Source organism: Streptomyces phaeochromogenes, from assembly GCF_001418655.1.
GTDB lineage: Bacteria > Actinomycetota > Actinomycetes > Streptomycetales > Streptomycetaceae > Streptomyces > Streptomyces phaeochromogenes.
The window spans coordinates 1-17,418 of the sequence record NZ_LIQZ01000096.1; the positions used below are offsets into that span (position 1 = coordinate 1).

Annotated in this window: 15 protein-coding genes and 1 pseudogene; 7 read left to right on the top strand and 9 right to left on the bottom strand. The window is 71.9% G+C overall.

Annotation, left to right across the window (positions count from 1 at the left end; translation table 11 throughout):
* Window positions 1-308 (top strand): annotated as a pseudogene (locus AOK17_RS14095) (hypothetical protein); the annotation flags it as partial.
* A 20-nt stretch (window positions 309-328) separates the two neighbouring features.
* On the opposite strand, the gene AOK17_RS14100 reads toward AOK17_RS14095, so the two are convergent.
* Both AOK17_RS14100 and AOK17_RS14105 read right to left on the bottom strand, forming a co-directional pair.
* Window positions 329-1,315: an aldo/keto reductase gene (locus AOK17_RS14100; protein WP_055612782.1), complete on the bottom strand. Its 987-nt coding sequence runs from the start codon at window positions 1,313-1,315 to the stop codon at window positions 329-331.
* 163 nt (window positions 1,316-1,478) lie between these two features.
* Window positions 1,479-2,372, bottom strand: a complete 894-nt coding sequence (locus AOK17_RS14105; RefSeq protein WP_055612783.1) for an MFS transporter — start codon at window positions 2,370-2,372, stop codon at window positions 1,479-1,481.
* Between the two features lie 412 nt (window positions 2,373-2,784).
* Between AOK17_RS14105 and purN the strand changes: the two genes are divergently transcribed.
* Window positions 2,785-3,405, top strand: coding sequence for a phosphoribosylglycinamide formyltransferase (gene purN / locus AOK17_RS14110; protein ID WP_055612784.1), 621 nt, complete (start codon window positions 2,785-2,787; stop codon window positions 3,403-3,405).
* Window positions 3,402-4,982 carry a bifunctional phosphoribosylaminoimidazolecarboxamide formyltransferase/IMP cyclohydrolase gene (gene purH, locus AOK17_RS14115; protein ID WP_055612785.1) on the top strand — a complete coding sequence of 527 codons (1,581 nt, stop codon included), beginning with the start codon at window positions 3,402-3,404 and terminating at the stop codon, window positions 4,980-4,982. The genes purN and purH overlap by 4 nt, the downstream gene beginning before the upstream one ends.
* A 78-nt stretch (window positions 4,983-5,060) precedes the next feature.
* On the opposite strand, the gene AOK17_RS14120 is transcribed toward purH, so the two are convergent.
* The 7 genes from AOK17_RS14120 to AOK17_RS14150 all read right to left on the bottom strand — a co-directional run bounded on the left by AOK17_RS14120 (window position 5,061) and on the right by AOK17_RS14150 (window position 11,683).
* Window positions 5,061-5,396, bottom strand: coding sequence for a hypothetical protein (locus AOK17_RS14120; RefSeq protein ID WP_055612786.1), 336 nt, complete (start codon window positions 5,394-5,396; stop codon window positions 5,061-5,063).
* A 37-nt stretch (window positions 5,397-5,433) separates the two neighbouring features.
* Entirely contained in the window at window positions 5,434-5,787 is a 354-nt protein-coding gene (locus AOK17_RS14125; RefSeq protein ID WP_055612787.1) for a hypothetical protein, read from the bottom strand.
* A gap of 172 nt (window positions 5,788-5,959) precedes the next feature.
* Entirely contained in the window at window positions 5,960-7,552 is a 1,593-nt protein-coding gene (locus tag AOK17_RS48405) for a protein kinase domain-containing protein (RefSeq protein ID WP_245697151.1), read from the bottom strand.
* Complete coding sequence (locus tag AOK17_RS14135) at window positions 7,549-8,301, bottom strand: hypothetical protein (protein WP_055612788.1); 753 nt, start codon at window positions 8,299-8,301, stop codon at window positions 7,549-7,551. The genes AOK17_RS48405 and AOK17_RS14135 overlap by 4 nt, the downstream gene beginning before the upstream one ends.
* Window positions 8,302-8,509: 208 nt before the next feature.
* Window positions 8,510-10,087, bottom strand: a complete 1,578-nt coding sequence (locus AOK17_RS14140; RefSeq protein ID WP_055612789.1) for a serine/threonine protein kinase — start codon at window positions 10,085-10,087, stop codon at window positions 8,510-8,512.
* Window positions 10,084-10,854: a hypothetical protein gene (locus AOK17_RS52205; protein ID WP_055612790.1), complete on the bottom strand. Its 771-nt coding sequence runs from the start codon at window positions 10,852-10,854 to the stop codon at window positions 10,084-10,086. Before AOK17_RS52205 ends, AOK17_RS14140 begins: the two co-directional genes overlap by 4 nt.
* Window positions 10,855-11,044: 190 nt before the next feature.
* On the bottom strand, window positions 11,045-11,683 hold the full coding sequence (locus AOK17_RS14150; RefSeq protein ID WP_055612791.1) for a hypothetical protein: 639 nt from the start codon (window positions 11,681-11,683) through the stop codon (window positions 11,045-11,047).
* 314 nt (window positions 11,684-11,997) lie between these two features.
* Between AOK17_RS14150 and AOK17_RS14155 the strand changes: the two genes are divergently transcribed.
* The 4 genes from AOK17_RS14155 to AOK17_RS14175 all read left to right on the top strand — a co-directional run bounded on the left by AOK17_RS14155 (window position 11,998) and on the right by AOK17_RS14175 (window position 17,254).
* The gene (locus tag AOK17_RS14155; RefSeq protein ID WP_055612792.1) at window positions 11,998-12,852 is read left to right on the top strand and encodes a bifunctional methylenetetrahydrofolate dehydrogenase/methenyltetrahydrofolate cyclohydrolase; all 855 of its coding nucleotides are present in this window, start codon (window positions 11,998-12,000) and stop codon (window positions 12,850-12,852) included.
* A 751-nt stretch (window positions 12,853-13,603) separates the two neighbouring features.
* The gene (locus AOK17_RS14160; protein ID WP_055612796.1) at window positions 13,604-14,080 is read left to right on the top strand and encodes a DUF3017 domain-containing protein; all 477 of its coding nucleotides are present in this window, start codon (window positions 13,604-13,606) and stop codon (window positions 14,078-14,080) included.
* 390 nt (window positions 14,081-14,470) lie between these two features.
* On the top strand, window positions 14,471-15,016 hold the full coding sequence (locus AOK17_RS14165; protein WP_055612793.1) for a helix-turn-helix domain-containing protein: 546 nt from the start codon (window positions 14,471-14,473) through the stop codon (window positions 15,014-15,016).
* Between the two features lie 924 nt (window positions 15,017-15,940).
* Window positions 15,941-17,254 (top strand): helix-turn-helix domain-containing protein, encoded by a 1,314-nt coding sequence (locus AOK17_RS14175; protein WP_079053011.1) that lies wholly within the window; start codon window positions 15,941-15,943, stop codon window positions 17,252-17,254.
* Window positions 17,255-17,418: the final 164 nt, after the last annotated feature.

The window sequence follows — 17,418 nt, forward strand, 5'->3', positions numbered from 1 at the left end:
CCCAGGGCACTCAGCCCACCCCGCGAACCAGCTGGTTCTCGCGTGTCCGGCGTCGGCGGCAGCCGGAAGCGCCGCCCGGCACCGCCGGTGCCGTCGGCACCCCCGTCACTCCCGGCACCTCCGTCGAGAGCCGCCCCGCCACCCCGGACCCCGACTTCGAGCCGTACGACTTTCTGCCCCCTTCCGACTCCTTCGGTTCGCTCTGGCACGACGATGTCTCGCGGGAGGCGCGCTGGGCCGCTCTCAAGGAGGCGTCCGGCCCGGCAGACTCCCCGGACCGGGGAGACCGGGGGGACCGGAGGGGCTGACGCGGGTCAGCGGGTCCGGGTCAGCGGGCCGCGTCCAGGCGGGCCCGCTGTTCCGGCGTCAGTTCCAGGTCGACCGCCGCGAGGTTCTCGTTCAGCTGGGCCACCGAGGAGCAGCCGACGAGGGGGATCGCCGGGACCTCGCCGTCGATCAGCCACGACAGGACCACCTGGTTGACCGTCGCGCCGGTCTCCTCGGCGACCGAGCGGAGTGCCGCCAGCCGGGCCGGAGTACCCGCGTGGTCGAACTCCGGGCCGAGCGGCTTGTCCTCGCGGACGTAACGGCCGGACAGGAGCGGCGTGTAGGCGACCAGCGTGAGGGACGGTTCGGCGCGCAGATAGCTGAGCAGGTCGCCGCCGGTCACGCCCTGGTCGCCGTCAGGCGAGAGCTGGCCCGGCAGGTCGGCGCGCTTGCGCAGATAGCTGTGCTGGTACTGGAGGACCTCGTAACCTGGCAGACCGGCCGCCGCCGCGAGGCTCCGGGCCCGCTCCAGGCGCCAGGTCCAGTGGTTGCTCGCGCCGAGCAGCCCCACCATGCCCTCGGCGACGAGTTCGGCGAAGCCCTCGACGGTCTCCCGCAGGGGCACGGCCGTGTCCTCGATGTGGGCGTACAGCAGGTCGAGCTTCGGGACGCCGAGCCGCTCCCGGCTGCCCTCCACCGCCTCCCGGATCGCCTTGGCCGACAGCCCCTCCGGGTTGTCGGTGTAGCTCGTGCCCGGGGCGAGCGGCCGTGCGCCCAGCTTCGTGGCGATGACGATCTCGTCGCCGATGCCACGGCTGCGCCGCCAGCGGCCGAGCAGGGCCTCGCTCTCGCCGCCCTGCGTGCCGTTGACCCAGAACGCGTAGTTGTCGGACGTGTCGATGAACGTGCCGCCCGCCTCGACGAACCGGTCGAGGATCGCGAACGAGGTCGCCTCGTCCGTGACCGTCCCGAACAGCATCGCGCCGAGGCTGAGGACGCTCACCTCACGGCGGGTCCCGGGGGCCGTTCCGATCGTGCGGTAGCGCATGCGGGTGTCCTCCCCTTACGGCCCGCCGAGCGGCGGGCGTCGAGAGGAGCATGGATTTTGAAGCGCACTCCAAGTCAACCCACGGCCGTACCCCGTACCCCGTACGGAACCCACGGCTGTACCCGTACGGAACCCACGGCCGTACCCCGTACGGCGCGGGCCCTCAGCCCTGCGTCCCCAGCAGCCCCCGCAGTTCCTCCGGCAGCAACTTGTCGCAGGACTTCTTCGCCGTGTTCGTGAGCGAGTCGTTCACGCACGTGTAGTAGTCGCTGTACACGAGCTGTGCCGTGAAGGTGGCCGCGACCATGGCAAGGGCCAGGGACGCGGTGACCAGGCCGCTGATGGCCGCCGTGGTCTGGGGTTTGCTGCCCGAGGAGGGCGGCGCCGGGGTGTTCGGGTCCGGCGCGCGCGGCGGCTTGCTGCGCAGGGCGCTGATCGCCCAGTACATGGCCAGCGCGCCGAGCAGGAGCGCCACGTACGGCCAGCTGAAGAGGGCGAAGAAGAACGCCCACATGCCGGACAGCAGCGCGAACCGGGCGCGGCGCTGGGCGGGGTCCGTCGGGTCCCAGCGCATGCCGGTGCCGGGGCCGCCGGGCCCTTCCGGACCGTTCTGGCCGCCGCCGGGGCCGCCGTTGGACCCGCCGTTGGAACCGGGCCGGTCACCGAACCGGCCGCCCTGTGCGGGCCCCGGCTGGCGGTCGCTCCACTGGCTGCCCCAGGGGGAGGAGCCGTCGCCCTGGCCGCCCTGGCCCTCGCCCTGTCCGCCCGCGGGCCGCCGCGGCTGCCAGGGCCGGTCGGGCGTGCCCTCGGGCGGCGGGGCGAAGGGGTTGTCGTCGGCAGGAGGCTGCGGCGGCTCGGGCCGCTGGCCGGAATCGGGCGCACCGGAGCCGCCCGCGCCACCGGAGCCGCCCGGGCCGCCCTGCCCACCTGCGGAACCCTGGCCGCCCGCTGAGCCCTGCCCGCCCTCGGGCACGTCGTCGCTCTCCCGCGGCGGAGTGGGAGAGGGGCGCCGCTCGCGCAGCAGGAGTGGAGGGAGTCGGAGACTGCGGTCCGGCATCAGGTGTGCGTCTTCCCCTTGATGGTCTCTGGCGGCAACGTGTCCACAGAGCTGGTTACGTGTCCGGGGCTCGCGCCCAAGCGTTCGTACCCGTCCCTGGTCAACGTCCCGTGCGCAGAAGGCGTTCCCCTGTGCGCACCGTGTTCCCCGGGCGGATCCTCCCCAGACGCTACCTTCCGGCCACGCCCCCGTCCCGTGGGGGCCGCCCGGTGTGCCGGTATCGTTGCTGACGGTCGGCCGCTTCGTAGACTTCCCCGTATCCGGGGGCTCGATGCATTCGTACGACCGTACAAACGCCGACCGCGGACGCGCTCTCCCCCGAGAACCGCCTCCGAAGAACCGCAAGAGCTCCCCAGAGAACTCCCCGAGAACCCCCGAGACCCCCCCGAGAACTCCGAGAAAGGGCCCCGCCGTGGCCAAGGCCAAGCGCCTCGTCGTGCTGGTCTCCGGATCAGGTACGAATCTGCAGGCTCTCCTCGACGCGATCGTGTCGGAGGGGACGGCCGCCTACGGAGCCGAGATCGTCGCGGTCGGCGCGGACCGCGACAACATCGCCGGCCTGGAGCGCGCCGAGCGCGCCGGGCTTCCCACCTTCGTGTGCCGGGTGAAGGACCATGCCACGCGTGACGAGTGGGACAGGGCACTGGCCGAGGCCACCGGCGCGTACGAGCCGGATCTCGTCGTCTCGGCCGGGTTCATGAAGATCGTGGGCAAGGAGTTCCTGGCCCGCTTCGGCGGCCGGATCGTGAACACCCACCCCGCGCTGCTGCCGAGTTTCCCGGGGGCGCACGGCGTTCGCGACGCCCTCGCGTACGGCGCGAGGGTCACCGGGTGCACCGTCCACTTCGTCGACGACGGCGTCGACACCGGCCCGATCATCGCTCAGGGCGTGGTCGAGGTCCGGAACGAGGACGACGAGAGCGCTCTGCACGAGCGCATCAAGGAAGTCGAGCGAAGCCTGCTCGTCGATGTCGTGGGGCGGCTCGCCCGCAACGGCTATCGCATTGAGGGACGAAAGGTAGTTATCCCGTGACCGCCGAAGGTACGCAGGGTACGCAGGACACGAAGCGGGTCATCCGCCGCGCGCTCATCAGCGTCTACGACAAGACCGGTCTTGAAGACCTCGCCCGCGGCCTGCACGCGGCCGGTGTCGAGCTGGTCTCCACCGGCTCCACCGCCGGGCGGATCGCCGCCGCCGGAGTCCCGGTCACCAAGGTCGAGGAGCTCACCGGCTTCCCGGAGTGCCTGGACGGCCGGGTCAAGACGCTGCACCCGCGCGTGCACGCGGGCATCCTCGCCGACCTGCGCCTGGAGTCGCACCGGCAGCAGCTCGGCGAGCTGGGCGTGGAGCCGTTCCAGCTGGTCGTCGTGAACCTCTACCCGTTCCGGGAGACCGTCGCCTCGGGCGCCACGCCCGACGAGTGCGTCGAGCAGATCGACATCGGCGGCCCCTCGATGGTCCGCGCCGCCGCCAAGAACCACCCGTCCGTGGCCGTCGTCACCAGCCCCGAGCGGTACGCCGACGTGCTGTCCGCGGCCCGCGACGGCGGCTTCGACCTGCACGCCCGCAAGCGGCTCGCCGCCGAGGCGTTCCAGCACACGGCCGCGTACGACGTCGCCGTCGCCTCCTGGTTCGCGAGTTCGTACGCGCCCGCCGACGAGTCGGGCTTCCCCGACTTCATCGGCTCGACCTTCGAGAAGCGCAACACCCTGCGCTACGGCGAGAACCCGCACCAGGGCGCCGCGCTGTACGTCGACGGCACGGGCGGTCTGGCCGACGCCGAGCAGCTGCACGGCAAGGAGATGTCGTACAACAACTTCACGGACACGGATGCCGCGCGCCGTGCCGCGTACGACCACGACGAGCCCTGTGTCGCGATCATCAAGCACGCCAACCCGTGCGGCATCGCGATCGGCGCGAACGTCGCCGAGGCGCACCGCAAGGCGCACGCCTGTGACCCGCTCTCCGCGTTCGGCGGCGTGATCGCCGTCAACCGGCCCGTCTCGAAGGAGATGGCGGAGCAGGTCGCCGAGATCTTCACCGAGGTCATCGTCGCGCCCGAGTACGAGGACGGCGCGCTGGAGGCCCTCACCAAGAAGAAGAACATCCGCGTGCTCCGCGCCCACCAGGGCCCGGCCGCCTCCGTCGAGGTCAAGCAGATCGACGGCGGCCGGCTCCTTCAGGTCGCCGACCGCCTCCAGGCCGACGGCGACAACCCCGCCTCCTGGACGCTGGCGACCGGCGACGCCCTGTCGCCCGGCGAGCTGGCGGAACTGGCCTTCGCCTGGCGGGCCTGCCGCGCGGTGAAGTCCAACGCGATCCTCCTCGCCAAGGACGGCGCCTCCGTCGGCGTCGGCATGGGCCAGGTCAACCGCGTCGACTCCGCCAAGCTCGCCGTCGAGCGCGCCGGCACCGAGCGCGCCCGCGGCTCCTTCGCCGCCTCGGACGCCTTCTTCCCGTTCCCCGACGGCCTGGAGATCCTCACCGACGCCGGCGTAAAGGCCGTCGTCCAGCCCGGCGGTTCCGTCCGCGACGAACTGGTCGTCGAGGCCGCGAAGAAGGCGGGCGTCACGATGTACTTCACGGGGACGCGGCACTTCTTCCACTGATCTTCCACTGAGCAGCCCGCGTCAGGCGGCCCGCCGGCAGTCCAACCAGGACACCGGCGGACCGCTGCCCGGCGGTCTCTAGAGGGTGTAGACCGTGCAGGTCTCGCAGCCCTTGTGCTGGGATCCCTGGTAATTGCCGGTGGAGTTGCTGATGGTGGCCTTCGACGGATTGTGGAGCCACGACTTCCACGTGCCGTTCGTCTTGACCCGGACCCAGGCATGGCCCGCGCAGGAGCTTCCTGTCTTCTGGGTGTAGACCAGGGTGCGGCTGCTGTAGGCGTCGTACTGGGTCTTGACGCCGTTGCACGTACGCGTCCACGAGTCCGTGGCGGCCGACGCCGGGGAGGCGGCGAACACCGTGACGCCCATGGCGACGGCCCCGAGGAGGGCGCCGGTCTTCAGTCTCGTTCGCACAGCGGGTCCTTCTTCCTCTCGGTGTTCACGTCGAGCCCTACGGGTAGAGGGTGTGGAGGTTGGCACTGCCGCAGTCGCAGTCCTTGTGCTGTGAGGCCTCGATCGCGTAGACGGGGCTTCGCCTCGTCGCCGTCGTGTTGCTGTCGGCCCAGGTGCCCCACGATCCCTGCACCTTGATCCGCACCCAGGCGTGCCCCGCGCAACTGCCGCCGGACTTCTTGGTGGTGGCCACGTGGTCGCTGACGTTGGCGGTGTACGTGCTGTCACGGGCGCAGTTGCGCTGCCACGTCTTGCTCGCGGCGGACGCGGGTGCGGCGGCGAGCATCGTCACGCTCATCGCCGTGGCGGCCATCGCGACCCCGTACTTCACTCGGGTCGGTGACATCGTCATGGGTTTCTCCCCGTTTCGCATGGACGGACCGTGCGCTTGCACCTGCAAGCTCGGTGACCAGCCTGAGGGGCTTCCGTCCCACGGGGTACCTATAACTATTCGGGTGGCTCCGGACGAGGACCGGGGCATCATCGGCCGGAGCAGCGGCAGCGGTGGGCCCTCCCGAGCGTCGTCAGCAGCGGGCGATCCACCTGTGGGACAGCGGGGCGTATGTGCCCGCCAGGTTTCCCTGGTTTCGTTGGGAGGTGCAGCCTGTGCGGTTGCGGGCGTTCTCGCGGGTGACGTCCGCGCCGACCGGGGTGAAGTCCCGGCCCCTGAAGTACGCGACCGCGCCGAGGCCGTTCTCGTCGTCGCTGCTGTTGTTGAAGATGGACTTCACCGGTTGGTCGCCGGTCCACTCGCAGGTGTCCGGCCCCGACAGCCAGTCCGTGTCGTCCTCGTCCCAACTGCACATCTCGCCCGAGCCGTTGGGCTCGCTGAAGAAGCAGACGGAGTCGGCCGGGCAGCGGTGGTAGCCGTAGGTCAGACCCTGGTCGTCCTCCCGCGTCGCGTACACCACCGTCGTCGCCACGATCAGCGTCGCCGCCGCGAGGGCGCCCACCAGGGCCGGGCGCCACCGGCGCCGGGGCCGCAGTCTCGGCAGGCGGGCCGAGCGGGAGGTGCCCGCGGCCCGCTCCACCCGGCGCAGCAGCGAGGCGGCGTCGTGTGCGGCACGCTCCTCGTGCGTACGGGCCAGGCAGTCGGTGATGATCTCCCGCCAGGTGGTGGGGAGTTCGGGGGACAGGCGCAGTTCCTCGGTGCCGCGCGCGTACCGTACCGCCGCGTCGCAGCGGGCCTCCGTGGTGCCGCCGGGCAGCGGGAACGTACCGGTCAGGACGAGGTGGGCCAGTACGCCGAAGGACCAGATGTCGGCGGTCGGGCGGATCTGCGTGCCGCGTTCGCTGACCTCGGACCAGAGGAGCTCGGGCGCGGTGTAGTCGGGGGTGGCGAAGGCGGGCGCGTACGCGTGGGTGCCCTCCATCTCCGCCGCCATGTTGAAGTCGGCGAGTCGGGCCGAACCGTCCTTCATCAGCAGGACGTTGGCGGGCTTGAGGTCGCCGTGCACCCAGCCCGCGTGGTGCAGCTGGTGCAGGCCCTCGCACACCTGGGCCAGCAGCGCGGGGCCGTGCGGCGGGTGCGGGGAGTGGTCCAGCAGGGTGGCCATGGAGCCCTCGGCCCGTTCCAGTACGAGGACGGTGGCGCCGTCGAGTTCGGGATGGTCCGGGTCGTCGACGGTGAGGGCGTCGTACATCCGGATCAGCCGCGGCGAGCGCAGACGGCTCAGCAACTCCTGCTCACGGTGGGCCAGTTCCCGCAGGTGGTGGAGTTGGCGCGGGGTACGGGTGCCGGTGGGCAGGAACTTCAGCGCCGCGCGCCGGGGCAGCGGACCGGTGCCGTGGTCGCCGGCGGCCTCTTCGGCGGGCCGCGACCCAGCCTCGGCGGGCCTCTCGCCGGCCGCGGGGCGCCTGTCCGGGGTCCCGGTGGGCCTCTCCCTGGCCTCGGCGGGCCCGTCGGCGGCCTCAGCTGGCCTCTTCGCGGCCTCGCGGGACCTCTCCCCGGCCTCCCCGGTCTCGGCGGGCCTGCCCGAAGCCACGCCCCCGTCCCCGTCCCCCGCGAGCCTCGCCGCGTACACGCTGCCGAACGCGCCGGACGCGAGGAGCTCCCGTACCTCCCAGGGCCCTACCCGGTAGCCCTTCGGAACAGGGACGGTGGGGCGTCCGTTCACTGTCCCACCTCGCTCGGGGACGGCGTGAGGACGACCAGATCGTCCTCCCGTACCAGGTTGAAGCGCAGGGCGAGGGAGACCAGCGACTCCTTCTTGCCGTAGAGGCGTGGGCCGGGCTCTGCCGCGTCCGGGCCGGGCCGCAGCCGGAGTTTGACCGCCAGGTAGTCGATGTTCCAGTACACGGAGGAACGGTTCGCCGCGGGCCAGCCGGGGCTCAGGCGCTCCACGAGCTGGTCGACGGTGGGCAGCGGGGCGTGCGGTTCGCCGCGCAGCCGGGGCTCGCACAGCGCGGTGAGCACGGCGAAGTACCGCTTCGTGCGGTCGAGCGTGAACGCCGGGGCCGTGGAGGTGCCGGAGAGCCCGGAGCGGGCCGCGGCGCCGTAGCTGTGGCGCGGCGCCCACACGTCGAAGCTGAGCAGCTCGCCCGCCGCGGGCAGGACGACACGGGAGAACTCGAACGACACGGGCGCGTCCAGCCGGCCCGGCGCGACCTTGATGTGCTCGCCAGCGCCCTCCGGGTTCTCGACCACGTAGGTCTGGTCCTCGCTGAGGTTGCTCAGGATCCAGAAGGCCCGGTGCGCGGTGATCTCACCGGCGACCCTGGACACCCCTTCGTGGGCGATGCTCAGTCCGCCGTCCCGCGCGGTTCTGCCGAAGGCGAGCCTCTCACCCGACGCGAGCCTGAATTGGCCGTCACATCCGTCGGCGGATCCGCCACTCCGCGGTGGCACCACGATGACGCTGTACATGGAGTCGTCCCCCTCCTCCTGCCTCAACGGAGGCCAGAGTAGGGCGAGTTACCGGGGACATGTCACGGCGGCGCGACGGGGAGGCAGGCATGGCGACGGCGGTATCCGGCCCTCCCCCGTGGGAGCCGGATACCGCCGCGTTCGCATGGACCGATACCACCCACTCTGGCGGCGGGCACCCGCGAGCGGTACCTCGGAAGTCTCAGGGTCACTTCTTCTCCGCGGGCGTGTACTCCTTGAGGTAGTGAGCGACGCGGGCGGCGTAGTCGCGGTACTTCGGGGGAACACCGGCCGCGTCGTTCACCTTCTCGTACGACGTCCGGTAGGCGGCCGCGATCAGCACACGGCGGTCGCCGTCGCGGCCGGCGTCGATGCGGGGCGCGATCCAGCACAGGTATCTGCTCATGGCGGGGATGGACTCGGCGGGGGAGAAGGGTGGCTCGGGGATCGTCTTGGCGGTGACGCCGTCGGACCGGATCCACCAGCGCAGCACCCGCGGGGTCCAACGGGCGATGCCGTACTCGTCGTTGGCGGGGTCGGAGAGATCACGGTCGAAGTCGCTCTCCACCTTCAGCATGGCGGCCATGAGCGCCGGGGTGACGTCCTCCTGCACACAGTCGTGCGCGGAGTCGACGATCAGCGGCCGGTAGACGGCCGGTACGCCCTTGTCGGTACGGAGTTCACCGGCGCCGTACGAGGCCTGGACGACCTTCTCGGTCGCGGGGGCGTTTCCCGCGCCCTTCTCCGAGCCGCTTCCGCTGTCGCCCGCCCAGGTGGTGATGCCGTACGCGAGCCCCGAGACGGCGACCGTGGCCGCCGCGGCGGCCAGGACCAGCGTCGAGCGGCGTCCGCGCCGGGCGCGCAGCCTCGGCAGGCGGGGCGAGCGGCTGGTGCCGGCCTCCTCCTCCACCCGCCGCAGCAGCGTCTCGGTGGAGATCCGTTCCGTGTGCGTACGGGCCAGACAGTCCCGCACGATCTCCCGCCAGCCGTCCGGGAGTTGAGGGGACAGCCGCAGCTCGTCGGTGCCGCGCGCGTACCGGACTCCCGCGTCCCGGCGGGCCGAGGGGGTGCCGCCCGGCAGCGGGAACGTGTCGGTGAGGACGAGATGGGCGAGGACGCCGAAGGCCCAGACGTCGGCCGAGGGCCTGATCTGGCGACCGCGCTCGCCGATCTCCGACCAGAGGAGTTCGGGCGGGGTGTAGTCGGGGGTGGAGAACGCGGGGGTGTAGGCGTGGGTGCCCTCCAGCTCGGCGGCCATGTTGAAGTCGGCGAGCCGGGCCGAACCGTCCTTCATCAGCAGGACGTTGGCGGGCTTGAGGTCGCCGTGCACCCAGCCGGCGCTGTGCAGCTGTGCCAGTCCCTCACAGGTCTGCGCGAGCAGCGCGGGGCCCTGCGGCGGGTGCGGGGAGCGGTCCAGCAGGGTGGCCATGGAGCCCTCGGCCCGTTCCAGTACGAGGACGGTGGCGCCGTCGAGTTCGGGGTGGTCCGGGTCGTCGACGGTGAGGGCCTCGAACATCCGGATGAGCCGCGGGCGCGTGAGTCTTCGGTGCAACTCGACCTCGCGCTCGGCGAGTTCACGCAGATGCGTCAGCTGACGGGGCGTACCCGTGCCGGTGGGCAGGAACTTCAGCGCGGCGGACTTCGGCAGGCCCTCGCGCGGCTGGGCGCACCGGGCCTCGTAGACGCTGCCGAACGCGCCCGTGGCGATCGGGTCCCGCACCTCCCAGGGCCCCACCCGGTATCCCTTGGGCACCGAGACCGCGTATCCCTCGGTCCCCTCGGTCACCGCGCCGCCCGGCTCGCCGGCTCCGTCAGGACGAGCAGATCGTCCTCCCGTACGAGATCGAAACGCAGGGCCAGGGAGACCAGGGACTCCTTCTTGCCGTTGAGGCGGGGGCCCGTGTCGGCCGTGTCGGGGCCCGGCTTGAGGCGCAGCTTTACGGCGAGGTAGTCGATGTTCCACTGGACCGACGTGCGGGACGCGGCGGGCCAGTGGGGGCGCAGCCGCTCCACGACCTGGTCGACCGTGGGCAGCGGGGCGTGCGGCTCGCCGCGCAGCCGGGGCTCGCAGAGGGCGGCCAGGACCGCGAAGTACCGCTTGGTGCGGTCGACGGAGAACGCGGGTGTGGTCGTCGCCCCGTCCAGGCCCTCGGGTGAGCGCAGATAGTCGTGGCGGGGTGCCCACACCTCGATGGGCAGCAGGTCGCCCGCCGCCGGGAGCACGATCCGGGAGAACTCGAAGGGGACCGGCGCGTCCAGCCTGCCCGGTCCGACCTTGATGTGCTCGCCCGCGCCCTCCGGGTTCTCCACCACGTACGTCTGATGGGCCGAGAGGTTGCTCAGTACCCAGAACGCGCCCTGCGCGGTGATCTCCCCGGCTTTCCGGGAGACGCCTTCGTGTGCGATCGCAAGCCCGTTGCCGTTCGCGGAACGGCCGAAGGGCAGCCGCTCACCGGGCGCGAGCCGGATCTGGGGCCTGGTGCGTTTTGCGCTGTACGTGCCGCTGTGTTCGTCCTCCGTGGTCGGCGGAGGTACCACGATGATGCTGTACAAGGCCGTTCTCCCCGTCCCGCTCCCCGTTCCCAGTCCCGCACGCGGTTACCGGATCAGGGTATGGGGACGCGGCAGGGCCGTGTTCCCCCTCAGCGGGGTGAAACACGGCCCTTGGCGTGAATGGCGTGAACGTGCCGTTCCGGAGCCGGAGCCCGGGGGCTCCGAGGTCGGTGCCGCGAGGGCTCCGAGGTCAGTACCGCGGGCGGTTGAACCATGCCGAGGCGGCGCCGTTCACCATCGAGGCGAGGATGATGCCGGCGATGGCGAGGGAGATGAGCCCGCCGAAGGTGCCGGAACCGCCCGCGCCCTGCACGGTGTTGAGGAGTCCGCCGAGGATCATCAGCGACGCGTACACGATCGTCGTGACGCGGATCCCGCTGCCGCCGTTCTTGAACTTGACGCCGAGGAAGATGGACAGGGCGCCCAGGCCCACCAGGACCGCGGCGGCGAGGAAGCCGAGGCCGGCGAGGGTGTCGGTGTCGTCACCGCTGCCGACGCCGTTCGACACGTCTTGGACGGCGCCGACGGCGATGCCCGCGATGATGCCGAACAGGATCTGGAGGCCGGCCAGGATGAACAGCAGGACGCGCGCGGTCTTCATCAGACCGGGCATCTCCATGGGCATGTGGTTGCCGCCCGGGTAACCGGGATACGCGGGCTGCTGCGGGTAGCCGTAGCCGGGCTGCTGCGGCGGGGCGCCCTGCGGATAGCCGTAGCCGGGCTGGCCCTGCGGAGGATAGCCGGGCTGGCCCTGGGGAGGCTGGGACGGGTATCCGGGCTGCTGGCCCTGCGGCGGACCGTATGGGTTGTTCGGGTCGCCAAAACTCATGGCGCTTTCCTCCGTCGTTGCGTAAGTGCGGGGACGACGCGGCACATTTCGGAGGAAAGTTCTACAGATGCGGTTCGTCCCCCCGGTACTGTCCGCGGCACTGTGCCGCTCATCGTCCTTAACGCGTCGCTTATTTGTCCAGCCGGATACCGCGTGTGTTGTGCAAGTGCAACATCGCCGATCATGGGCGAAGGCCGGACGGCGACCGGTCGCGGACCGGACGGAGCACGTCGGGGAGGTCCGCCGGGGAGGCCGGAAGTGGCCGTGGAGGGCCGGATTGGAACCAGGGCCCGGTCATCCGCGAGGATGGGGACATGACCGCCCAGATTCTCGATGGCAAGGCCACCGCAGCCGCGATCAAGTCCGATCTGACCGTCCGCGTGGCGGCCCTGAGGGAGAAGGGCATCACGCCCGGCCTCGGAACCGTCCTGGTGGGCGACGACCCCGGCAGCCAGAAGTACGTCGCGGGCAAGCACCGCGACTGCGCCCAGGTCGGTATCGCCTCCATTCAGCGGGAACTGCCCGCGACCGCCACGCAGGAGGAGATCGAGGCGGTCGTCCGCGAGCTCAACGAGGACCCGGAGTGCACCGGTTACATCGTCCAGCTGCCGCTCCCCAAGGGCATCGACGAGAACCGCATCCTGGAACTGATGGACCCGGACAAGGACGCGGACGGGCTCCACCCGATGAACCTCGGCCGCCTCGTCCTGAACGAGCCGGCTCCGCTGCCCTGCACCCCCAACGGTGTTCTGACCCTCCTGCGCCAGTACGGCGTGGAGATCAAGGGCGCCGAGGTCGTGGTCGTCGGCCGTGGCGTGACGATCGGCCGCCCGATGCCGCTGCTGCTCACCCGCCGCTCCGAGAACGCGACGGTGACGCAGTGCCACACCGGCACCCGCGACCTCGCCTCGCACCTGCGGCGGGCCGACATCATCGTCGCCGCGGCGGGCTCCGCGCACCTGATCCGCCCCGAGGACGTGAAGCCCGGGGCGGCCGTCCTCGACGTCGGCGTCTCCCGCAGCGCCGAGGGCAAGATCGTGGGCGACGTCCACCCCGGCGTCGCCGAGGTCGCCGCCTGGATCTCCCCGAACCCCGGCGGGGTCGGCCCGATGACCCGCGCCCAGCTCCTCGTCAACGTGGTCGAGGCGGCGGAACGCAGTGCCGGCTGACCGCGCCGCCACCGGGCGGAACACCGAGGCGGACACCTCCGCGAACACGGACACGGCGGTGAAGGCCGACACGTCGGCGGGCGCGGACACCTCCGCGAAGGCGGACGCGTCGGCGCGGGCCGACGCGGTGATGCGGGCCGAGTCTGCGGTGCCGGTCGAGGCTGCGGGTCGGGTCGGGGCTGCGGCGCGGGCTGAGGCTGCGACACGGGCCGAGTCTCCGGCGCGGGCCGACGCCGTGACACGGGGCCAGGCTGTGGACCGGAGCGACAGTCGGCGCCGGGAGGACAACCTGGCTCGGAGTGACGCCGCCGGCCAGGGCGGCGAGAGCGCCTCGGCCGGCCAGGACACAGAGCCGGACGGGCCGTCCGCCGCCGGGGCATCCGTACCGGACCAGGAGCCGACCGGCACCGAGCCGGAGGCCGGGCAGGTGCCCGATGCGAAGCCGCGTGGCACCGGGTCGGAGGACGGACGGGCGCCGGACGTGAAGCCGACCAGCGCCGAGCCGGAGGCCGGGCAGAAGCCGGATGTGAAGCCGCGTGGCACCGCGTCGGAGGCCGGACGGGCGCCGGATGTGAAGTCGACCAATGCCGAGCCGGAGGCCGGACAGGCGCCGGATGCGAAGCCGCAGGGTACCGAGTCGCCCGGCGCCGAGCCGAGTGGCGCAGAGTCGCCCGGCACCGAGCCGCACCGCACCGAGCCGCCCCCGGCGCACGCCGCCGACGCGGCCCCCGGCGGGACCCCGGCCGAGGACATCGAACCCGGTGTCGACGCGGCCCACGAGGGTGAACCCACCGCTCGGGACGCGGTCAGTGCCCCCGGACCCGATGGGCGGCCCCGGAGGACCACGCGTCGGTTCCCGTTGTTCACGCGGGACACCGCGCGGCCCGAGGGCGGTGGCAGGGCGGCTCCGCGCGACGCGCCCGCTCCCGCGCGGCAGTGGCCGATCCTCGCGGTCATCGGCACCGTCGGACTCGGTCTGCTGCTGACCGCGCTCGACGTCTTCAGGTTCGGCACCCTGCTGATCGGTGTCGCGCTGCTCGCGGGCGGCGTCATGCGCTGGACGCTGCCCGACGTGGGCATGCTCGCCGTCCGCTCCAGGTTCACCGACCTCGTCACGTACGGCGTCCTGGGCGTGACGATCGTGCTGCTCGCCATGATGGCGCAGCCCAGCCCGTGGCTGGAGATCCCGTTCCTGGACGACACGCTGCACTTCACGATCAGGACCTAGCGAACGCGGCGCCCGCGTGACGAAAGCCCGCCCCCTCTTACCGAGGAGGCGGGCTTCTTCGTGGACGGGAGCGGCGCCCGTCCACTCCCCCGAGCGAGGACGGGCGCCGCCTGGACTCCAGAGTCATGGACGTGCCAACGACGGTTCAATGCCTGTCAGTCCCCTGTGGCACGGAGGTGACGGTTCCGGTACGTCCCGCCCGTCAGGGCGCCGCCGAGCGGCCGACGTGTGGGGTCGAAAACCGTCGTGGGCCCGTTGTGCGGCCGTCGTGGGGCCGGCGTGTGGCGTGCGTCCCGCGACGCGTCCCGTGGGAACCAAACCGCCGTCGGTGCCGTCACCCGGTGATAGCGGGGGACATGCGAGGGAGACGGCGAGGGGGCGAGGAGAGGGATGAGCGCCTGGCAGCCACTGCCTGCGGATCTTCCGCCGGAGGTGGGGCATTTCGTGGAGCAGCTGCGGCTGCTCAAGGACCGTACGGGGCTCAGTCTGGTCGCCCTGGGCGAGCGCACGGCGTACAGCAAGTCCTCCTGGCACCGCTATCTGAACGCGACGCAGCCCCCGCCCCGGCAGGCGGTCGTCGCCCTGTGCCGGGTCGCGGGGGCGGACGCCGAACGCTTCTGCGTGCGCTGGGAGCTGGCGGTACGGGCGTGGCCGCGAACGGTGGCTCCCGCGGCGGTGCCGGCGGTGGCTCCGGCAGGCGTGACCGGGGGCACGGGCGCGGGCTTGAGCGCCGGCGCGAACCGGGCGGCGGACGAGGGCGGGTACGAGGACGTCCCCACGGTCCCGTGGTGGGACCTGCTAGCCGAGGCACCGGAACCGGAATCCCTCCCCGCCCGGCACTCCTGGGCCGCCTCGCACCGACTGCTGCTCTACGCCCTGGTGCTCGTCCTCGTCCTGCTGCTGACCGCGGTGATCGGTGCCGTCACCCTGGCGTGATCACACGTCGGAGTGACGGTCCGAGGGCTCGGGACACACGGCCTCGGCCGTGCCGGTCACCCGCCGCGACATTCCCCTGCGTACCGATCTTGACGTAGTACTTCCCGCTCGGCCGCTCGAACGTGACGTCCCGCCGGTAGCCGCTGTACGTAACCTTGCCGCCCCGTTACGAGCCGTCGGGGAAGTCGTCCGGGTGGCCGAAAGTCTCCTTTCCGTCGATGCCGTCGATGCCCCCGGTTCCGCCTCCGGTTCCTCCGCCAGTTCCTCGCGCACCTGCCACCACGTCGTGGCCGACCGCGTCCGCCGGCCGACGGAGCCGTTGATGTCGTACTTCGCGAAGGGGTGTTTCACGCCGTTCTCGTCCCTGCGTCTGGCGCCGTGACCCAGTCGTTGTACGGGCCCCGGTGCCGTCGATGACCTGCGGAGAGTCGGCGGATCCGCACGTGGCCGCCGCGGGCGGGCCCTCACGCCGGGCGCGGGTTCCGCGGTCGCCGGCACGGTGACGGTGACGAGCGGTCGACGATTCGACCTGCCCATGGTGTGCGCGTGATCCCCGTGGGGCCGCGAGTGACGTACGAGGTCGCGCATGTGTTCCCCACGTGTCGATGTGTTGACAAGTTCGAGGATTTACGCTGATCACCCCTGAGACCAGGGATAACGTGGGCAATCGGGACGCTCCGGGACGTCCCGTGCGCTGACCAGGCGATCCCGTCGGCCGAGAGGGAAGTCGGTGGGACACTGGACCGCAGACCAACGGGCGTGCAACGGTGCATGCCCACAGGCCCGAATGCTCCCGTGCGCCCCCATCCCGGGAACTGAGATCCTTACTGTGCGCATCCCTGTGGGTAGCCAGAACGAGGACTCGGCAGAGGGCTTCACGCGCGGGAAAAGCCAGCACGTACGGGGGGAAAGAGGGGGGTAGCAATGCCTCGTTGGAGGGCCTTGCCGGATGAACTCGATCCGCAGGTCAGGGAGTTCGCCAGCCAGCTGCGCCGGTTGGTCGACCGCGGCGGGCTGAGTGTCGCCGCCGTGGCCGACCGCACCGGGTACAGCAAGACGTCCTGGGAGCGGTATCTGAACGGCCGACTGCTCGCGCCGAAGGGCGCGATCGTGGCTTTGGCCGAGGTGACCGGGACCAATCCCGTCCATCTGACGACGATGTGGGAGCTTGCCGAGAGGGCCTGGAGCCGCTCGGAGATGCGCCACGACATGACCATGGAAGCGATCCGGATCTCCCAGGCGCGTGCCGCGCTCGGCGAGTTCGGCTCGACTCCGGCCAAGGGGGGACGGAACGGGAAGCAGGCGCGCGCCGGGGGTAGCGCGACAGCAGCGCCCACGCCGGGTATCGCGGGACCTGCGGGGGTGGCGCCCACGGTGCCGCCGCAGACTCCGGTACAGGGGGAGGAGCGGCGGACGCCGCACGGCGCCGGTGCCGGCAACGGCTCGGGCGGGGCCTCGGGTTCGCGCGGTGGCGGCTGGGGAGCCGTTGCCACGCCTTCGGGGGCGTCCGGGGCGTCCGGAGCGTCCGGGGGGTACGGATACCCCGGGGGTCTGGGTGCGTCGAGTGCCGGCGCGTCCGGCTCCGCCGGTGTGGCCGGTGCGTCCGGTGCCTCCGGGTCGTCGGGCCTCGGCCCGTCGGGTTCCTTCGGGCCGTCCGGCATGGCCGGTCCCGCGGGTGCTGCCGGTTCGGCCGGGGGGCCGCCTCAGGACGCGCGTCCGGGTTCGGGGGGTTCTCCCGACGGGAAGCGCGGGAAGCGGCGGCTCACGATGTTCCTCGCGGGGGTCGTGGGCGCGCTCGTGGTGATAGCCGCGGCCGTGTTCCTCACGAACGGCGGGGGCGACGACCAGGCGGGGACCGACACCACGCCGACGCCGACGCCGACCGTCAGCAAGGAGCTGCCGGCCGGTGTCGAGTGCTTCGGCGCGGACTGCGCGGGCAAGGACCCGGAGAACATGGGCTGCGGCGGCACGCTTGCGACGACGGTCGAGAAGGCCGTCGTCGGCACCGCCCAGGTCGAGGTCCGCTACAGCGAGACGTGCGGGGCCGCGTGGGCCCGCATCACCGCTGCCGGGCCCGGCGACGAGGTCCGGATCACGGCGGGCAAGGCAGCCGCCCAGACCGCCGAGGTCGACACGGACACCGACGCCTACACCCCGATGGTCGCCGTGAAGAACGCCACCGAGGCCAAGGCCTGCGCCACCCTGCAGACCTCGGGCGAGGAGGGCTGCACGAAGTAGCTCCACCGAGGCTCACGCCGAACGAGCTTCAACCAGGTGCCCGCCTCACGAGAGGCGGGCACCTGCTTTTTCGGCCCCTGCCTTTAGGGGCGCGGGGAACTGCGCGACCAGCCACGATCGACCCGCACACACTCACCGACCCAAGCCCACCCAGGCCCCCGAAC